At 63.9% G+C, this 17,693-nt stretch carries 15 protein-coding genes and 1 pseudogene; 1 reads left to right on the top strand and 15 read right to left on the bottom strand.

Features of this window, described 5'->3' with window-relative positions; all coding sequences use genetic code 11:
- Positions 1-150 precede the first annotated feature (150 nt).
- The 8 genes from H040_RS16655 to H040_RS16620 form a co-directional block, all read right to left on the bottom strand.
- Entirely contained in the window at positions 151-996 is an 846-nt protein-coding gene (locus tag H040_RS16655) for a TIGR03915 family putative DNA repair protein (protein WP_027916825.1), read from the bottom strand.
- Positions 987-2,207, bottom strand: a complete 1,221-nt coding sequence (locus H040_RS16650) for a putative DNA modification/repair radical SAM protein (protein ID WP_027916824.1) — start codon at positions 2,205-2,207, stop codon at positions 987-989. Before H040_RS16650 ends, H040_RS16655 begins: the two co-directional genes overlap by 10 nt.
- A gap of 91 nt (positions 2,208-2,298) precedes the next feature.
- A complete protein-coding gene (locus H040_RS16645) occupies positions 2,299-3,261 on the bottom strand; it encodes an SdiA-regulated domain-containing protein (RefSeq protein WP_027916823.1) in 963 nt (320 codons plus the stop codon).
- The gene (locus H040_RS16640; protein ID WP_050437154.1) at positions 3,258-4,814 is read right to left on the bottom strand and encodes an ArnT family glycosyltransferase; all 1,557 of its coding nucleotides are present in this window, start codon (positions 4,812-4,814) and stop codon (positions 3,258-3,260) included. Before H040_RS16640 ends, H040_RS16645 begins: the two co-directional genes overlap by 4 nt.
- A 3-nt stretch (positions 4,815-4,817) precedes the next feature.
- Positions 4,818-5,090 carry a lipid-A-disaccharide synthase N-terminal domain-containing protein gene (locus H040_RS16635; RefSeq protein WP_027916822.1) on the bottom strand — a complete coding sequence of 91 codons (273 nt, stop codon included), beginning with the start codon at positions 5,088-5,090 and terminating at the stop codon, positions 4,818-4,820.
- Positions 5,087-5,830 (bottom strand): glycosyltransferase family 2 protein, encoded by a 744-nt coding sequence (locus H040_RS16630; protein WP_027916821.1) that lies wholly within the window; start codon positions 5,828-5,830, stop codon positions 5,087-5,089. The genes H040_RS16635 and H040_RS16630 overlap by 4 nt, the downstream gene beginning before the upstream one ends.
- 35 nt (positions 5,831-5,865) lie before the next feature.
- On the bottom strand, positions 5,866-6,840 hold the full coding sequence (locus tag H040_RS16625) for an NAD-dependent epimerase (RefSeq protein WP_027916820.1): 975 nt from the start codon (positions 6,838-6,840) through the stop codon (positions 5,866-5,868).
- Entirely contained in the window at positions 6,828-8,165 is a 1,338-nt protein-coding gene (locus H040_RS16620) for a UDP-glucose dehydrogenase family protein (protein WP_027916819.1), read from the bottom strand. Before H040_RS16620 ends, H040_RS16625 begins: the two co-directional genes overlap by 13 nt.
- A gap of 589 nt (positions 8,166-8,754) precedes the next feature.
- Between H040_RS16620 and H040_RS16615 the strand changes: the two genes are divergently transcribed.
- Positions 8,755-9,801 (top strand): class I SAM-dependent methyltransferase, encoded by a 1,047-nt coding sequence (locus H040_RS16615; RefSeq protein WP_027916818.1) that lies wholly within the window; start codon positions 8,755-8,757, stop codon positions 9,799-9,801.
- A gap of 104 nt (positions 9,802-9,905) precedes the next feature.
- On the opposite strand, the gene H040_RS16610 is transcribed toward H040_RS16615, so the two are convergent.
- The 7 genes and pseudogenes from H040_RS16610 to H040_RS16575 all read right to left on the bottom strand — a co-directional run.
- Positions 9,906-11,150, bottom strand: coding sequence for a saccharopine dehydrogenase family protein (locus H040_RS16610; RefSeq protein WP_027916817.1), 1,245 nt, complete (start codon positions 11,148-11,150; stop codon positions 9,906-9,908).
- Between the two features lie 33 nt (positions 11,151-11,183).
- Complete coding sequence (locus H040_RS16605; RefSeq protein WP_027916816.1) at positions 11,184-12,281, bottom strand: carboxynorspermidine decarboxylase; 1,098 nt, start codon at positions 12,279-12,281, stop codon at positions 11,184-11,186.
- A gap of 486 nt (positions 12,282-12,767) precedes the next feature.
- Positions 12,768-13,697, bottom strand: a complete 930-nt coding sequence (locus H040_RS16595; RefSeq protein WP_027916815.1) for a pyridoxal-phosphate dependent enzyme — start codon at positions 13,695-13,697, stop codon at positions 12,768-12,770.
- Positions 13,694-14,371, bottom strand: coding sequence for a helix-turn-helix transcriptional regulator (locus H040_RS16590; RefSeq protein WP_027916814.1), 678 nt, complete (start codon positions 14,369-14,371; stop codon positions 13,694-13,696). Before H040_RS16590 ends, H040_RS16595 begins: the two co-directional genes overlap by 4 nt.
- Before the next feature lie 184 nt (positions 14,372-14,555).
- Entirely contained in the window at positions 14,556-16,259 is a 1,704-nt protein-coding gene (locus tag H040_RS16585; protein WP_027916813.1) for an amidase, read from the bottom strand.
- 141 nt (positions 16,260-16,400) lie between these two features.
- Entirely contained in the window at positions 16,401-17,240 is an 840-nt protein-coding gene (gene yghU, locus H040_RS16580) for a glutathione-dependent disulfide-bond oxidoreductase (protein WP_027916812.1), read from the bottom strand.
- 133 nt (positions 17,241-17,373) lie between these two features.
- Positions 17,374-17,640: pseudogene (locus H040_RS16575) on the bottom strand (NAD(P)/FAD-dependent oxidoreductase); the annotation flags it as partial.
- Positions 17,641-17,693: the final 53 nt, after the last annotated feature.

Genomic DNA, 17,693 nt, shown 5'->3' with positions numbered 1-17,693 from the left:
GCAGGGGGCGCGTGTGCGCGAGGGGCGACAGCATGACGGGTGGGCTCCTGATGACTGCTAATACAAGTGAATATGAGAATGATTAGCAGTAATTTTGTCAGGATGTTTCGCACCTTGGGAAGGTGGTATGCCAAATCTATTACAAATTTTTCACAAATCACCGGAGCGGGTGATCTTCTTGCCACGCTGGCTGGCCACTTCCAGTGCTTGCCCATCGCGCTGTTTGCCTTGCCGCGCCAACCCCTCCAACTGTGGAATCAGCATGCCTTCCGGCAGGTGCCGCCAAAACCGCCCCGGCATGTGAAGGCGCAGGGCATCGGGGTTGAGCCGGGCCGGGTTGAAGGTGTGCCGGTAGTAGGTGCGCCACAGTTCAGCGCCGGGGTCTTCGGCATGTTGTGCCCATTGGCGCCAATCGTTCGGGCAACGGCGGTGATATTCGAAGGCTTGGCCGTCGAAGCGAATGCCGTCCTGTGGCGTTGCGATCAGCCAGCGCTGGCGCCCGAGGCGGTCGGCGAAATGCGCGCTGGCGCTTTGGAGGATGTCGTGAGCAGGTTCGTGGAAGGCCACCAGATCAAGTTGCAATTGCTCGGCCAGTGCCTCTGGTAGTGGCACGAAGCGCACGAATGCGTGCAGATGGTGCGCTTCACGGCTGACCTGCTTGATACGCCGCTGCAATTCGCTGCCCAGGCGGTCACCGGCCAGCATTGCCGTGCGGTCGCCGTGGGCCACGCGCCAGAGCACCTCGTACAGCAGGTTCCAGCGTTGCTCGCCGCGGTAGCGTGCGGCTTGCTCCAGTTGCGTCAGCAGCGTGGCGGGCACCTTGGCGCGAAACGGGCCGGGGCCTTCTGGCAGGGGCGTGGGCAGGGCCAGCAGGTCGCTGATCGGGCCTTGTGCCCAAGTCACGTTGGCGGGGTCGATACCGTGCCCGAGCAGGGTACGGGCCTGGCTGCGCCAAGTGCCGAACTGGTCATCGCAATCGAGCGCAATCACCCCCACAACCCCATCTGCTGCGGCGCCTGGGGCTCGCGCAGGCGCGCCCTGAGCACGCCGCTGCGCAGCTCGCCATCGGCGGGGCGGTAATCACTGGTGACGATGAACGGCCGCGCCTTGTCCAGCACGCAGCGCAGCTGGATCAGGTCGTCATAGCGCACGCGCCGCTCGCGGCGCAGTTCCACCAGCCGTTGCACGCTGCGCAGGCCGATGCCGGGAATGCGTGCCAGCAGCGCGGGCTCTGCGCGGTTCACATCCAGCGGGAATACCTCGCGGTTGGCCAGCGCCCAGGCCAGCTTCGGGTCGATGTCCAGCGCGAGGTTGCCGGCCTGGCCGAGCAGCTCACCGGCCTTGTAGCCGTAGCCACGCAGCAGGAAGTCGGCCTGGTACAGGCGGTGTTCGCGCAACAGTGGCGGGGCGGCCAGGGGGACGCTGCCGGGGCTGTCGGGGATCGGGCTGAAGGCCGAGTAGTACACACGCTTGAGCCCATAACCCTGATACAGCGACTCGGCGTTGCGCAGCAGGGTGCTGTCGTCGGTGGCGTCGGCGCCGACGATGACCTGGGTGCTCTGCCCGGCCGGGGTGAAGCGCGGGGCTTTCGGTTCACCGGCCACGGCCTGCTGGCCCTGATGGATCACGCCCATGGCCTGGCGGATGGTGTGCGCCTGTTTTTCCGGGGCCAGGCGCTTGAGGCTGGCGTCGGTGGGCAATTCGATATTGACGCTGAGGCGGTCTGCCAGGCGTCCGGCTTCTTCGATCAGCAGCGGGTCGGCATCGGGGATGGTCTTGAGGTGGATGTAGCCACGGAAGTTGTGCTCCTCACGCAGCAGGCGCGCCACGCGGATCAGCTGCTCCATGGTGTAGTCGGCCGAGCGGATGATGCCGGAGCTGAGGAACAGGCCGCTGATGCAGTTGCGCCGGTAGAAGTCCAGGGTCAGGCGCACCACTTCCTCGGGGCTGAAGCGGGCCCGCGGCACATTGCTGGAACGGCGGTTGACGCAGTACTGGCAGTCATACAGGCAGAAGTTGGTCAGCAGCACCTTGAGCAGCGACACGCAGCGGCCATCGGGGGTGTAGCTGTGGCAGATGCCCATGCCATCGGTCGCGCCCAGGCCTTCGCTGCCGCGCGAGCTGCGTTTAGGCGCGCCGCTGCTGGCGCAGGAAGCATCGTATTTGGCGGCATCGGCGAGAATGCCGAGTTTGGCGATGAGCTGCATGGGGATGTCTCGAGATACTGAATATTCATACAGTATTTCGAGATTTGTGCATTTGCAAGGGGCCAGCGGCGAAAGGTCGAGGTGCCAGGCTTCAGGGTTTGCTGAAACGGTAGAACAGGTTGGGCTCGCTGACGATATAGAGGTTGCCGGCGCTGTCCATGGTCATGCCCTCGGGTTGCGGGGCGTCATGCTGCAGCCCGCCGAGCCAGGCCCGCAGCGATCGGATGCTGACGAAGCGGCCATCGCCATCGAGTTCGGTGATGTTCTTCGACTGGTCGCTGAGCACCAGCAGGTGGCCGGTGTTCGGGTCATAGTAGCCGTCGGACAGGTCGGTGGCGTACACGCTGCGCTTGACCCAGTCGCGGCGGTCGCTGACTGTCAACTGCAGGGGGCCGCCGCTGAGCGCCGTGAGCATGCCGGTGACGGTGAACAGCTGCCGCGGGTCGCGCTCCTTGATGGCGAACAGGCGATCGTGCTGGCGGTCGTAGGTCACCCCCTCGAAGCCCTTGTTGCGGTAGGTCGGGTTGATGTCGAGGGTGATCCACTGCGCCTCGCTGGCATGGATCGGCTGCGGGGGGGCGGGCAGGGTGATCACGTCCAGCCGTTGCATCTGCTCATCGCTGATGGCCACGCGGCCATTGCCCAGGTACGCCAGGCCCTCGGTGTCTTCGAAGTCCACCAGCGGGTAGCGCGCCAAAACGTCGCCGCCCTTGCTCAGCTCGAGCAACTCCATGGGCACACCATTGGTGATTGCCAGCAGCCGGTCCCGGTCGTCGTCGTAGGCGATGCCGGACAGGTTGTTCAGGCCTGGCTCCACCACCTTGGCGTCGATCGTGACCTGAAAGGCCGGCAGCCAGAGGTTCTTCCCGGGCGCAGTGTCACCCGTCCAGTGGTTGCTCAGGTGCGCGTAGAGCTGCTGGGGCCAGAACGAGCGCGCGGCTTCGATGCCGATCAAGGCCATGGCCACTAGCACCGCCACTGCGCCGAGCTGGCCCCAGCGGTTCAAGCGCTGCCAGAGGTGCCGGCGCGGGGCGGGCAGGGTCTGGGTAGTCATTGTGCAGCCCCCTGAGCGGCGGTTTGCAGATTGCCGGGGGTGTCGGCCCAGGCGAAGTGGTAGACCTGCGCCGGTGCAGCGGGCTGGCATTGGCCGTTGTCGGCATCGGCGCCGACCACGTACCACTCGGCGCGCGAGGTATCCCCCAGCCGGTGAGCCTTGTCGGCGTTGAAGCAACGGCCCAGTTCCGTTGCCGGAATCAAGGCGAAGGCTGCCGGGTTATGGCGTAACCAGTACACCGCCGTTTCGGGCTTGGACTGGTTGGCGAAGCCGAAATGAACGATGGGCTGATGGGCGAACAGCCAGTGCCCTTCACGCCAGTTGACCAGCACCAGCTCGGCGCCACCGGTGGCGCGTGCGGCGTCGCTCATCAAGGTTTCGTGAGGGTTGCGGCCTTCCTTGATGGGCTCGACGAAGCCACGTGCGAACCATAGGCAGAACCACGCCAGGGCAATGGCGGTGAACGCCTTGCGCCAGCCGGGGCGGCGCTGCCACCAGCGTTTGAGCAGCCAAGGCACCAGCGGGGCGATGGCCAGCACCAGGCCGGGCAGGGCCGGGAAGATGTAGAGCTTGCGCTTGCCGCTGCTCAGGCTGAAGAACAGCAGCACCAGGGCGACCCAGCCGAGCAGCAACAGGAAACGCCCATCGCGTTTTTGCAGCTGTCGGCGCCAGGCCGGCACCAGCCACGGCAGGGCCAGGATCAGCGGCAGCCAGTACTGTGGGATGACCTTGACGAAGAAATACCAGAATGGCTCGCGATGGTCCCAGGCATTGGCATAGCGGCTGGCGGTCTGGCGCAGCAGAATCTCCTTCAGGTAGGCCAGCTCCGCCGCGCCGCCCCCGTGGGCAATGGAGACCAGCAGCGGCAGCAGCCACACGGCGCAACCTGCCAATAGCCAGACCAGCCCCAGGCTCCAGCGCCAGGCCTGGCCAGGGTAGGCCACCACGCCGCGCCAGCGCTTGCGCACGGCCCAGCCATAGGGCAGCAGCATCAGTGCCGGAACAAAGCCCACGCCCTTGCTGATGATGCCCAGGCCCATGGCTGCACAGGCCAGGTAAAACCAGCCCCAGGCCGGCCCGAGCAAGAGGTGGCGGACCATGCCGTAGAGGCCCAGCGCTACCCACAGGCACAGGAAGCTGTCGATCTGCCCGGTCCGCAGGATGCTGTAGCTCTGGTAGGTCGCCAGGAACAGCAGCGCGGCAATCACGCCGATACGCCGGGTCCCCAGGCGCCGCCCCAGGTCATGCAGCACCAGGGTGATGGTCGCCGCCGACATCAGCCCCGGCAGGTACAGGGCGACGTTTGGTGAACCGGTCAGGTAACTGAACAGGGCCACGGTCCACATGAACAGCGGTGGTTTGTCGCCGTAGATTTCCGCTGCGCGATGGGGGATGAACCAGTTGCCGCTCTGGAGCATTTCCAGGGCCACGCCGAGGAAGCGTTCCTCATCGACGTTCATCGGCTGGCGCCAGCCGATACCGGCGCCGACCAGCAGCACGGCGAGTACAACCAGGGCCAGGCGTTCGGCCCCGAGCGTCTTGAACCTTGGCAAGGGTTATTCCTTCTGCTCTTTGTGGCGGGCAATCAGTTGCAGGTTGCGCAGGTACACCACCAGGCCGAACGACTGGCCGATGATGAATACCGGGTCTTGGCGGTAGATGGCGTAGATCAGCAGCAAAGCGCTGCCGAGCATGCTCAGGTACCAGAAGCCCACCGGGATCACGCTGCGTTTCTTGAATTCGCTGTACAGCCACTGCAGGACGAAGCGGCCGGTGAACACGACCTGACCGGCGAAACCGACGATCAGCCAGAGGGTTTCGCGGGTCATCCTTCGAGCTCCTGCGGTTGGCTGTCGAGGCGCGTACGGCGGATCAGCCACCAGACCCCGACCAGGTCGAGAATGCCGACCAGGGCACGGTCCAGGTTGCCGTACTTGGATACCCCGGCATGGCGTGGGCGGTGGTTGACCGGGTGCACCAGCATGCGGCCCTTGTGGCGCAGGATCAGCGCCGGGATGAAGCGGTGCATGTGGTCGAAGTAGGGCAGGCGCAGGAAGGCGTCACGCTCGATCAGCTTCAGGCCGCAGCCGGTGTCTGGCGTGGCGTCCTTGAGCAGGCGGCTGCGCAGGCCGTTGGCAAAACGCGAGGCCCAGCGTTTGCTGGCAGTATCGCGGCGGTTGACGCGGTGCCCGGCCACCAGCTTGATGCCGCCGCCGAGGTCTTCACTGCCGCGCACCAGGGCGAGCATGCCGGGGATGTCGGCCGGGTCGTTCTGCCCGTCGCCATCCAGGGTGGCCAGCCAGCGCCCGCGAGCGGCCTGGGCGGCGTGCCAGATCGAGGTGCTCTGGCCCAGCGAGCGGTCGTGGCGCAGGATGCGCAATTGCGTGAAGCCTTGTTGTTTCAACTGCTGCAGCACGTTGAGGGTCTGGTCGCTGCTGCCATCGTCGACCACCAGTATTTCGTAATGTTCGGTGGCCAGCGCCGTGCGGATTTCCCCCAGCAATGCCGGCAGGTTGTCGACCTCATTCTTGGCGGGGATCAGTACCGAGAGGTCAATAGGGTCATTCATTGAGGCTACCTGTGTTCTTGTAATGGTGGCGAGGTTCAAACCCGGTAGAAATCCCGGTACCAGCCGACGAATGCGGCAACGCCGTGCTCCAGCGGTGTGCTCGGCGAAAAATCGATCCAGCGCGTCAGTGAGTCGACATCCGCCCAGGTTTCCAGCACGTCACCGGCCTGCAAGGGCAGGTACTCGCGCCGGGCCTTGATGCCCAGCGTGTTTTCCAGGCACTCGACGAACTCCAGCAGCCGCACGGGCTGGCCGCGGCCGATGTTGAACAGCTGGCAGGGTGCTTGCCCGGCGCCGGGCTGCGGGGCCTTCAGGCGCAGGCGCAGGACGCTCTCGACGATGTCGTCGACATAGGTGAAGTCACGCGCCATCTGGCCATGGTTGTAGACCTCGATCGGCTGGCCAGCGAGCATCGCCCGGGTGAACTTGAACAGCGCCATGTCGGGGCGGCCCCACGGCCCGTAGACGGTGAAGAAGCGCAGGCCAGTGACCGGCAACTGGTACAAGTGCGCGTAGCTGTGCGCCATCAACTCGTTGGCGCGTTTGCTTGCGGCATACAGCGAAATCGGCTGCTCGACCGGGTCGTCGATGCTGAATGGCTGCTTGCTGTTGGCGCCGTACACCGAGCTGCTGGAGGCATAGACCAGGTGACGCGGTGGGTGCTGGCGGCAGGCTTCGAGCAGGTTGAGAAAACCGGTCAGGTTGGACTGCCCGTAGACACTGGGGTTGTCCAGCGAGTAGCGCACACCGGCCTGCGCCGCCAGGTGGATCACTTCGCTGAATGGCTGCCCGGCGAACAGTTGCTGCAGGTCGGCCGCATTGGCGATGTCGACCGTCTGGAAGCGGAAGTTGCGGTAGGTCAGCAACTGTTGCAGGCGTGCCAGTTTGAGTTCGACGCTGTAGTAGGCATTGAGGTTGTCGATGCCGACCACCTCGACGCCCGCTTCGCACAAACGGCGCGCCAGGTGAAAACCGATGAATCCGGCTGCGCCGGTGATCAGTACGGGCATGGCTGTTTCACCTGGCCACGGCCGATGCCGTAGTACGTGAGGCCGGCGGCGGCCATTTGCTCGGGCTCGAACAGGTTGCGACCGTCGAACACCACGCAGTCAGCCAGCTGCTGCAAGACCTTGTCCAGGTTCAGCACCCGGTAGTCTTGCCATTCGGTGACGATCACCAGGGCATCGGCGCCTTCCAGCGCATCGTCCTTGCAGGGCACCAGCGTCAGGTCGGGGCGCTGGCCATAGTGCCGCTGAATGTCCTCCATGGCCTGCGGGTCGTGGGCCTGGACGCTGGCGCCGGCGGCCCACAGCGCTTCGAGCAACACCAGGCTGGAGGCTTCGCGAATGTCATCGGTGTTGGGTTTGAACGATAGCCCCCACAAGGCGAAGACCTTGCCCTGCACCCCGCCTGGGTAGTGGCGCTGGATCTTGCTGAACAGGCGGCTCTTCTGCCGCTGGTTGACCGCCTCTACTGCACTTAGCAGCTGCGGGTCGAAGCCTACGGCCTCGGCACTCTTGCGCAGTGCCTGCAGATCCTTGGGGAAGCACGAACCACCGAAACCGCAGCCGGGATAGATGAAGTCATAGCCGATACGCGGGTCCGAGCCGATGCCGCGACGGACCATTTCAATGTCGGCACCCAGGAGCTCGGCCAGGTTGGCCATTTCGTTGATGAAGGAAATCTTGGTCGCCAGTATGCAGTTGGCGGCGTACTTGGTCAGCTCGGCGCTGCGTGCATCCATGGCCATGAGCTTTTCGCGGTTGCGGCTGAATGGCTGGTACAGCTCGCGCAGCAGCTCGACCTCGGCCGGTGCGGCACCGCCAATGACGATGCGGTCCGGGCGCATGCAATCATCCACCGCAGAGCCTTCCTTGAGGAATTCGGGGTTGCTGATGACCTGGTGGCGTTCGCCATCGGCCACGGCCTGGCCGATGCGCGCCTTGATGCGGTCTACCGTGCCGACCGGCGAGGTGGACTTGTTGACGATGACCTTGGGGCCCTCGGCATGTTGGAGGATGCTGTCGACCACAGCGAACACATGGCGCATGTCGGCACTGCCATCGGCCTGGGGCGGGGTGCCGACGGCGATGAACTGCAATTTTGCATGTTGCACCGCTTCACGGGCGTCGGTGGTGAAACGCAGGCGACCGCAAGCCAGGCTCTTTTCCAGCAGCGGCGCAAGGCCGGGCTCGAAGATCGGGCAATGCCCCTTGCTGAGGGTTGCAACCCGTTCGGCATTGATATCCATGCACAACACCGAATGCCCCACCTGGGCCAGGCAGACAGCCTGAGTCAGGCCGACATAGCCGGTACCAAAAACCGTAACCTTCATTCAGCAGCTCCATGGTGTGAACCTGTAGGCGCTAGCCCTGCACGCAGGGGCCTGGTGCTCGGCCGATCAGATCCTTGGCGAAAAAGCTGAAAAAAAATGTCACACTCTTGTTTAATTTTTGTTACCTGAGCGCGCTGGCCGATGCTGCTCTGTCTGGCCAGTTCTTGTGCACCCGTTAGTTTCTGGAAATAAAGGGCGTACAGCTGCCATCAGCGCGCAAAAGCGAACTGGCGAGGCCTGGAATTAGCGGGGGAAATCAGCACCTACAACGTGCACGCGCCCCAATCAGGGGGAAGGCACAAATCGAGAGCTAAGACAGCCGTTTATGAAGTGCCGGAAAGACGGGCGCTTTCTTAGGAATAAGTTGAAGTAAGAGGTGACAGTTGTATGACAGTAACTGTCGAGAATTGCTTTAGATGTGGTTGATTCTATTTCCTGTTTGTCAGCCGTGCATGGCATTGCATTGTCCACCGTTCGCGTCGAGAGACTAAACTTAAATCCGATACATACCCATTATCCCGCTGACCACCGCTCCCCTTGAACCGGATTTCCTCGTCGACGGTGGCCTTCTTGCAGAGGAGGGCAGGTCATGGACGAGGCAAGGCTTCACGAATTCGTGGGTAAGCTGGTTGGAGACATGGGCGCTGCGGCGACCCTGGCCAATGTAGTCCTCGGCGATGAGCTCGGGCTGTATCGGGCCATGGCAGACAGCCAGCCGACCAGCCCCGAGGCACTGGCGGCGAAGACCGGATGCCACCCACGGCTGGTGCGTGAATGGCTCAACGCCCAGGCAGCGTCTGGCTACGTGGTGCATGACAAGGGCACCTTCGTCCTTCCAGAGGAGCAGGCCATGGCCCTGGCGCTGGAAGACTCGCCGGCCTACATGGCCGGCGGCGCGGCGGTCATCGCGGCGCTGTTCCATGACAAGGACAAGCTGGTGGCGGCCATGCGCGGCAACGGCGGGCTGGCCTGGGGTGACCACCACCCGTGCATGTTCAGTGGCACCGAGCGCTTCTTCCGGCCCGGTTACCGCACCTTTCTGGTCGCGGACTGGCTGCCGGCGCTGGAAGGTGTGGTAGCCAAGCTGCAGGCCGGGGCCAAGGTGGCGGATGTCGGTTGTGGCCATGGCGCCTCGACCCTGGTCCTGGCGCAGGCGTTTCCAGCGTCTACCTTCACGGGCTATGACTACCACGCACCGTCCATTGCCACGGCCAACGAGCGTGCGCGCGAAGCGGGGCTTGCGGGGCGGGTGAGCTTCCAGCAGGCATCGGCCAAGGATTACCCGGGGCATGACCACGACCTGGTGTGCTTCTTCGATTGCCTGCATGACATGGGCGACCCCGTGGGCGCGGCGAAGCATGCCTACCGGGCGCTGAAGGCGGACGGCACGGTGATGCTGGTGGAACCCTATGCCGAGGATTCGCTGGAGGGCAACCTGACGCCGGTCGGGCGCTTGTTCTATGCGGCGTCGACGTTCATCTGCACGCCGAATTCGTTGTCCCAGGAAGTGGGGCTGGGGTTGGGGGCACAGGCCGGGGAGGCGCGGTTGCGGGCGGTGTTCGAGGAGGCGGGGTTCACACAGTTCCGGCGGGCGACGCAGACGCCGTTCAACCTGATCCTGGAGGCCCGTAAATAGGTGACAACCGGCACTGGCGTCTTCGAGGCGTCGAACCGCCGCGAAGGGGCCGGGCTTGGTAAAGCAGAAGGGGCGCCATGTTGGCGCCCCTTCTGCTTTACTGCTTAGGCTTCAGCGTCCCAGGGACGATCGACATTTTCATCTTTCACGCGGGTCGGCAGGCCCATCACGTCCAGCGCCTTGAGGAACGGCTCGGCTGGCAGCTCCTCGACGTTGACCATGCGCTTGGCATCCCACTCGCCACGGGCGACCAGCAAGGCCGCGGCCACTGGCGGTACACCGGCGGTGTAGGAAATACCCTGGCTATCGGTCTCGGCGTAGGCTTCTTCGTGGTCGGCCACGTTGTAGATGAACACTTCGCGCGGCTTACCGTCCTTGGTGCCCTTGACCAGGTCACCGATGCAGGTCTTGCCGGTGTAGCCCGGGGCCAGCGAGGCCGGGTCAGGCAGCACGGCCTTGACCACTTTCAGCGGCACCACTTCCAGGCCTTCGGCAGTCTTCACCGGTTGCTCCGAGAGCAGGCCGAGGTTCTTCAGCACGGTGAACACATTGATGTAGTGCTCGCCGAAGCTCATCCAGAAACGCACGTTCGGCACATTGAGGTTCTTCGAGATCGAATGAACTTCGTCGTGGCCGGTCAGGTACAGGTTCTGCGAACCTACTACCGGCAAGTCGTCGGTACGCTTGACTTCGAACATGGTGTTGCTGGTCCACTGGCTGTTCTGCCAGCTCCATACTTGCCCGGTAAACTCACGGAAGTTGATTTCCGGGTCGAAGTTGGTAGCAAAGTACTTGCCATGGGAACCGGCATTGACGTCGAGAATATCGATCGAATCAATGCTGTCGAAGTACTGTTGCTGCGCAAGTTTTGCGTAGCTGTTCACCACACCCGGGTCGAAACCGACGCCGAGAATGGCGGTAATGTTCTTTTGTTGGCACTCTTCGAGGTGTTTCCACTCGTAGTTGCCGTACCACGGCGGGGTCTCGCAGATCTTGCCCGGCTCTTCGTGGATGGCGGTGTCCAGATAGGCGACACCGGTATCGATGCAGGCACGCAGCACCGACATGTTGAGGAAGGCGGAACCGACGTTGATCACGATCTGCGATTCGGTCTCGCGGATCAGTGCCTTGGTCGCCTCGACATCGAGGGCATTGAGCGAGAAGGCCTGGATGTCGGCGGGTACCTTGAGGCTACCCTTGGCCTTGACGCTGTCGATGATGGCCTGGCATTTGGAGATGTTCCGTGACGCGATAGCGATACGACCCAGTTCGTCGTTATGCTGCGCGCACTTGTGGGCCACCACCTTGGCGACACCTCCTGCACCAATGATAAGAACGTTCTTCTTCAATTTACCTTTTGCTCCTTACTTGGAAAGCCGGTCTTACGACAGGCTGGAAACGTAGTCTTCAAAACCGAAATCGCGGACCACCTCGACGCTGCCGTCGAGCTGCTTGACCACGATGGATGGCATCTTCAGACCGTTGAACCAGTTTTTCTTGACCATGGTGTAGCCGGCCGTGTCGATGAACGACAGGCGGTCGCCGATGGCCAGCGGGCGGTCGAATTGGTATTCGCCGAAGATGTCGCCCGCCAGGCACGACTTGCCGCAGACCATGTAGGTGTGCTCGCCGTCGTTAGGGGCCATCTTGGCGTTGAGGCGGTAGATCAGCAGGTCGAGCAGGTGCGCTTCGATCGAGCTGTCGACCACGGCCAGGTGCTTGCCGTTGTACAGGGTGTCGAGCACGGTCACTTCCAGCGAGGCGCTGTTGGTGATGGCGGCTTCGCCTGGTTCCAGGTAGACCTGCACGCCGTACTTCTGCGAGAAGGCTTTCAGGCGCGCGCAGAAGGCGTCCAGGGCATAGCCTTCGCCGGTGAAGTGGATGCCGCCACCGAGGCTGACCCACTCGACCTTGTGCAGCAGGTGACCGAAGCGCTCTTCGATGTGCGACAGCATCTTGTCGAACAGGCTGAAGTCACCGTTCTCGCAGTTGTTGTGGAACATGAAGCCGGAGATCTGCTCGATCACCTGTTCGATCTTTGCCGGGTCCCATTCACCGAGGCGGCTGAACGGGCGGGCAGGGTCGGCCAGCAGGTAGTCGGAGCTGCTCACCTGCGGGTTGACGCGCAGGCCGCGGACCTTGCCTTCGGACTGTTCGGCGAAGCGCTGCAGCTGGCCGATCGAGTTGAAGATGATCTTGTCGCAGTTCTCGAGCATTTCCTCGATTTCGTCATCGGCCCAGGCCACGCTGTAGGCGTGGGTCTCTCCCGCGAATTTCTGGCGGCCGAGCTTGAGCTCGAACAGCGAGGACGAGGTGGTGCCGTCCATGTACTGCTGCATCAGGTCGAACACCGACCAGGTGGCGAAGCACTTGAGGGCGAGCAGTGCCTTGGCACCGGAGTTTTCGCGCACGTAGGCGATCTTCTCCATGTTGCTCAGCAGCTTGGTTTTGTCGATGAGGTAGTACGGCGTCTTGATCATTTAAAGGCCCCCGGCCAGGCCGGCCAAAAAAAAGACCCGCATTGTGCCTTCACTTGCCGCAGATCGAAAGGGCGGATGGTGTATTTCGTCTGCGCGGCTGTAGTTGCAGGTGAAATGTTTCGGCAGTGGTGGGTTCAGTAGTACAGGGGGAAATGAACAGCTTGATGACAGGCTGACCAATGGCTTGTGCTTGCCATGGCATTTTCAGCGCCTGTGAGACCGAGCGCCGCCCGCGCGGCGCATCGCGGATAAATCCGCTCCTACGTCTGTTTCGGGCCAATTGATCCTGGGAGATTTGCGCGCGAACGCCTTGGCGCATGGCTCGATATCGCGTCGTACGAGCAAGGCGGTCGCGCGCGACTGTTACAGGCGTTACTGGTCCGAAACAGATGTAGGAGCGGATTTATCCGCGATGCGCCGCGCGGGCGGCGCTCGGTCTCACAGGCGCTAAAGATGCCACGACGAACCCGGCAGCCATGCCGTCGTTCATTCCACCCTTTGATCGACCACCTTCAACCACTCTTGAATCTGTTCCAGCGTAGCCGTTGCCCCGCCACACACCACCACCAGCACGTTCTGGTAACTGGCCAGGGCATCGGCTTCATAAGCCAGCGCCAGCGCCGCACCGCACGCCGGCTCCACCAGCACTCGATGGTCCAGCAGGAAGCGCTCGCAAGCCTCCAGCGCAGCCCGGTCACTGACCAGGTGGCTGTGCACGGGATGCTGGCGGGTGCACGCCAGTGCCTGTTCGGCCACGCGCTTTGCGCCCAACGAGCTGGCCACCGAGGCGATGCGTTCGAGTTCCACCGTTTGCCCGGCCTGCATGGCTGCATGCAGCGATGCGGCGCCTGTGGTCTCCACGGCCAGCACTGGCACATCGCCCCAGCCATTGCGCTGCAACCCTTCGACCACACCGCTGAGCAAGCCGCCGCCGCCAACCGAGAGCACCACCGCATCCGGCTTGAGCCCGGCTGCCGCGACTTCGTCGACCAGGCTGGCATGCCCGGCCCACAGCAGTGGGTCGTCGAACGGGTGAATGAAGGCATCATCTGCACCGACCAACGTCAATGCCCGTTCATTGGCTTCTTGCCACGAGCTGCCATGTACCACCACCTTGGCTTCTTCCAGGCGCAGCAGTTGCCTGGCCCGTTCGGTGGTGGTCTCGGGCACCACCACGGTCACCGGCACCCCCAGCTTGCGCCCGGCATAAGCCACCGCCAGCCCGGCATTGCCGCCCGATGAAGACACGAAGTGGCGTGCGCCCCGCGCATGGTGCACCTCGCAGGCGTGGCCGACCCCGCGCAGCTTGAACGAGCCACAGGGCTGCAGGGCGTCGAGCTTCAGCCACACGGCACCGCCGGTGGCCAGCGACAGCGGGCGGGATTCAATCACAGGGGTGTGGATGTGCAGGGTCATTGGCTCGCTCCGCGCAGTTGCTCAAGGTAGTTGTAAATGGTGTAACGGGTCACGCCAAGGGCAGCGGCGGCTTTTTCCACGCCGCCTTTGACGATGAACAGGCCGCGTTCCTGCATCACCCGCACGGCTTCGACCTTGGCCTGTTTGTTCATCCGCCCCTGGCCGCTGCGTTGCAGCGCGGCTTCGATGATCTCGCCCATCAGCAGCGCCATGTCGGCGGGCTCGCTGCCATTGGCCTCGGCCGGCGTAGCGCCCAGTGGCTGCAGCTGGCGAAGAAAATCCATGGCGGCGTCCAGGCCGGTGACGTCGGTGTTGACGCACAGGCTGGCGAACGGGTGGCCGCTGCTGTCGCGAAAGATGGCCGTGGCACTGCGCAGGGTGCGGCCCTTGAGGGTGGTGGGGTAGTCGGGCAGTACCACGGGCTCGGCGCCTTGCTGATCGGCGCTGGCCTGCATCAGGGCTTTGAAACCCTGGTCCTGCTCCGGGGCGGCGAGGATCGGGCTGCCAACTGCGCGGCCTGAGAGGTGGCCGTTGACGATCGCCACGACGGAGTGTTCCGGGTGGTCGAGGTCGTGCAGGAGGATTTCCATGTTGCGCGCGGCAACGCTGCCCAAGGCCTGGATGGCGGCCTTGAGGACGGTGAGGGTGAGCTGGCGTTCTTCAGCTGGGGACATGGGGTGATCACTGAATTCAACTTATTGTGTATTTTTGCACATTAAGTTGAATTCTGCGATTGGCTTTTCCAGCCTCATTCGGGGGTGAACCCGCTCCCACAGGAGCTCCACCGCCTTCAGGGCTTGTGCAGTACCTGTGGGAGCGGGTTCACCCGCGAACGGGGCGCAAAGCGGCCCCTGTAAATTAGCCCAGGGCTGGCGTGCGCGGCGGAATCATACGGCGCGAGCCAGTGGCCTCGAAGGCCGCAGCAAAGCTCAGCAGCGCATTGTCGGTATACGCCTTGCCGGCAAAGGTCAGCCCCACCGGCATGCCGATATCGGCCATCACGCCCATCGGCACGGTCACGGTTGGCACGCCCAGGTGACGGATGGCCAGGTTGCCGTTGGCCACCCAGATACCGTTGCTCCAGGCGATGTCCGCCGAAGCCGGGTTGACGTCGGCGTCGGCCGGGCCGACATCGGCCACGGTCGGGAACAGCACGGCGTCAAGGCCCTGCGCGTCCATCCAGTCTTCGAGGTCCATCTTGCGGGTCTTTTCCAGCCCGCGCAGGCCATCGGGCAGGGTCTCGATCTGGTCCCAGGTCTTCAGGCCGCGCTTGGCCATGTTGACGTATTCGTCCATGCCGGCGGCCAGGTCGTCCTCACGGTTGGGCAGGGTGCCCGGGTCGTGCGGGAAGATCTGCGGGCCATCGACATCGGCCAGGCGGTTGAGTTTCGGGTCATCGTTGGCACGCAGGAAGTCGTCGAAGGCCCAGCCCGACAGCTCCCACAGTTCGTCATGGAGGAATTCCTTGCTGACGATGCCACGGTTGTAAACGGTCGGCGCGCCCGGGCGGTCGCCTTCGCAGTTGGACACCAGCGGGAAGTCGACTTCCAGCACTTCGGCGCCGGCTGCTTCCAGGGCCAGGCGTGCCTGCTGCCACAGGGCGATGACGCTGTCGCGGGTATTGATGCGTTGGCCGGTCGGGCCGCCGATGCCAGGCTTCTCGGAGGTGCCGGCGGCTTCGTCCTTGTTGATGTACATGCGCGGCACGCCAAAGCGCTTGCCCTTGAGGGCGCTGGCGTCGACGGCCAGGTCAAGGTAGGACGCCGGGCGCACGGAGGAGGCGGCCGGGATCGCTACCCAAGGCTGCAGGCGCCACAGGTCGCCGCGCTTGTCGGCATCGTCGGCGACCACGACGTCGAGGATTTCCAGCAGATCGGTCATGGTCCGGGCGTAGGGCACCACCACGTCCATGGTTGGCGTCAGCGGCCAGTTGCCGCGCACCGAGATCACGCCGCGCGACGGGGTGTAGGCGCACAGGCCGTTGTTCGAGGCCGGGCCGCGGCCGCTTGACCAGGTTTCCTCGGCCAGGCCGAAGGCGCTGAAGCTGGCGGCGGTGGCGGTACCGGCGCCGTTTGACGAGCCAGAGGCGAATGGAGCAGTCAGGTAGCTGGCGTTGTACGGGCTTTCGGCGCGGCCATAGACGCCACGCTGCATGCCGCCATTGGCCATCGGTGGCATGTTGGTCTTGCCCAGGCACACGGCACCGGCGGCGCGCAGGCGCTCGATGGTGAAGGCGTCGCGCTGGGCGACCAGGTCCTTGAATGCCGGGCTGCCGGAAGCGGCAGTCAGGCCTTTGACCAGGTAGCTGTCTTTGGCGGTGTAGGGGATGCCATCCAGCGGGCTCAGGGGCTGGCCCTTGGCGCGGCGGGCGTCGGAGGCCTCGGCTTCCTTGAGCGCTTCAGGGTTGCGCACTACCACGGCGTTCAGCGCGGTGGCGGTGTCGGCGCCGTCATAGGCGTCGATGCGTGCCAGGTAGGCCTTGACCAGCTCGACCGCCGTCGTGCGGCCGGTTTCGAGCGCGTCGCGCAGCTCGGCAATGGAAACCTCGGTTACCTCGATCATGCTTTCACCAAAATTTGTGCAGGTTGGGGCTAGTGCGAGGAGTGTACAAGAAGGGATCGGGGGAGGGAGGTTTGCGCCGCAGAAATGGTTTTTTGCAACGGGGCATTGTCGGGGCCGCACAGCGGCCCCGTTACCCTTGGTTCAATCCAGGTCAGCCGCCGAATGCCGCTCGGGCACCTGGCTGGCTTCATCACCCCAGGTGCGGTTGACCCGGGCGCCACGTTGCACGGCCGGGCGTTGGGCGATGGCTTCGGCCCAGCGCTGCACGTGTGGGTATTCATCCACCGCGAGGAACTCGGCCGCACCGTACAGGTTGCCGCGCACCAGTTGGCCGTACCATGGCCACACGGCGATATCGGCGATGCTGTACTCGTCGCCACCGAGGTAGCGGCTGACCGCCAGGCGGCGTTCCAGCACATCGAGTTGGCGCTTGGCTTCCATGGTAAAGCGGTTGATGGCGTACTCGAATTTTTCCGGCGCGTACACATAGAAGTGGCCGAAGCCGCCACCAAGGTAGGGGGCCGAGCCCATCTGCCAGAACAGCCAGTTGAGGCTTTCGGTGCGTGCGGCCGGGGTTTTGGGCAGGAAGGCGCCGAACTTTTCCGCCAGGTGCAGCAGGATCGAGCCGGATTCGAACACCCGTACCGGCGGCTCGACGCTGCGGTCGAGCAGGGCGGGGATCTTCGAGTTGGGGTTGACCTCGACGAAGCCGCTGGAGAACTGGTCGCCCTCACCGATGCGGATCAGCCAGGCGTCGTACTCGGCGCCGCTGTGGCCCAGGGCGAGCAGCTCTTCGAGGAGGATGGTGACCTTGACGCCGTTGGGTGTGGCCAGGGAGTACAGTTGCAGCGGGTGCTTGCCGACCGGCAGGTCCTTGTCATGGGTCGGCCCGGCGATCGGCCGGTTGATGCTGGCGAACTGGCCGCCGGACGCGGCATCGTTGCGCCAGACCTTGGGCGGGACGTAAGGGGGCTTGCTCATGCAGAAGTTCTCCTTGGAAAGCGCGAAAGCGACCACGTAAGGCTGTGGACCTGCATCTATGCCACGGGTTCGGAGAAAAGCGCAAATGCATTGGGCGCGGGCGTCAGCTGCATGGCGCGTACGGCCACAGCTGCGCCGCGATCAGCCGGTCATACGGCAGGCTGCAGCGGGTACCTGTCTGGGTGCGGTAGTGCACGCGCCGGTCGGCGGCGTCGACATGCGAGGCAGTGCCTTGTACCAGGCACAGGTTGCACTGAGCCAACGGCTGTTGCAGTTCGGCCTGCGGCGCCAGCAACGTTACCTGGGCATCCCTCTGGCCCTGCAGGTTCAGTTGGCGGATTGCGCTCAGGGCGCTCCATGGGCCGGCGATGCCGGTGCCAATGATCAGGATATTGTTCATCGTTGTGCTCCTGGAACGTCAGAAAGACACAGTAGACCGTAATTGCAGTCAAC

The organism is Pseudomonas sp. URMO17WK12:I7 (assembly GCF_003269045.1).
GTDB lineage: Bacteria > Pseudomonadota > Gammaproteobacteria > Pseudomonadales > Pseudomonadaceae > Aquipseudomonas > Aquipseudomonas putida_J.
Note: the sequence above shows the minus strand (reverse complement) of the source record. Positions and strands in the feature narration are given on the sequence as shown.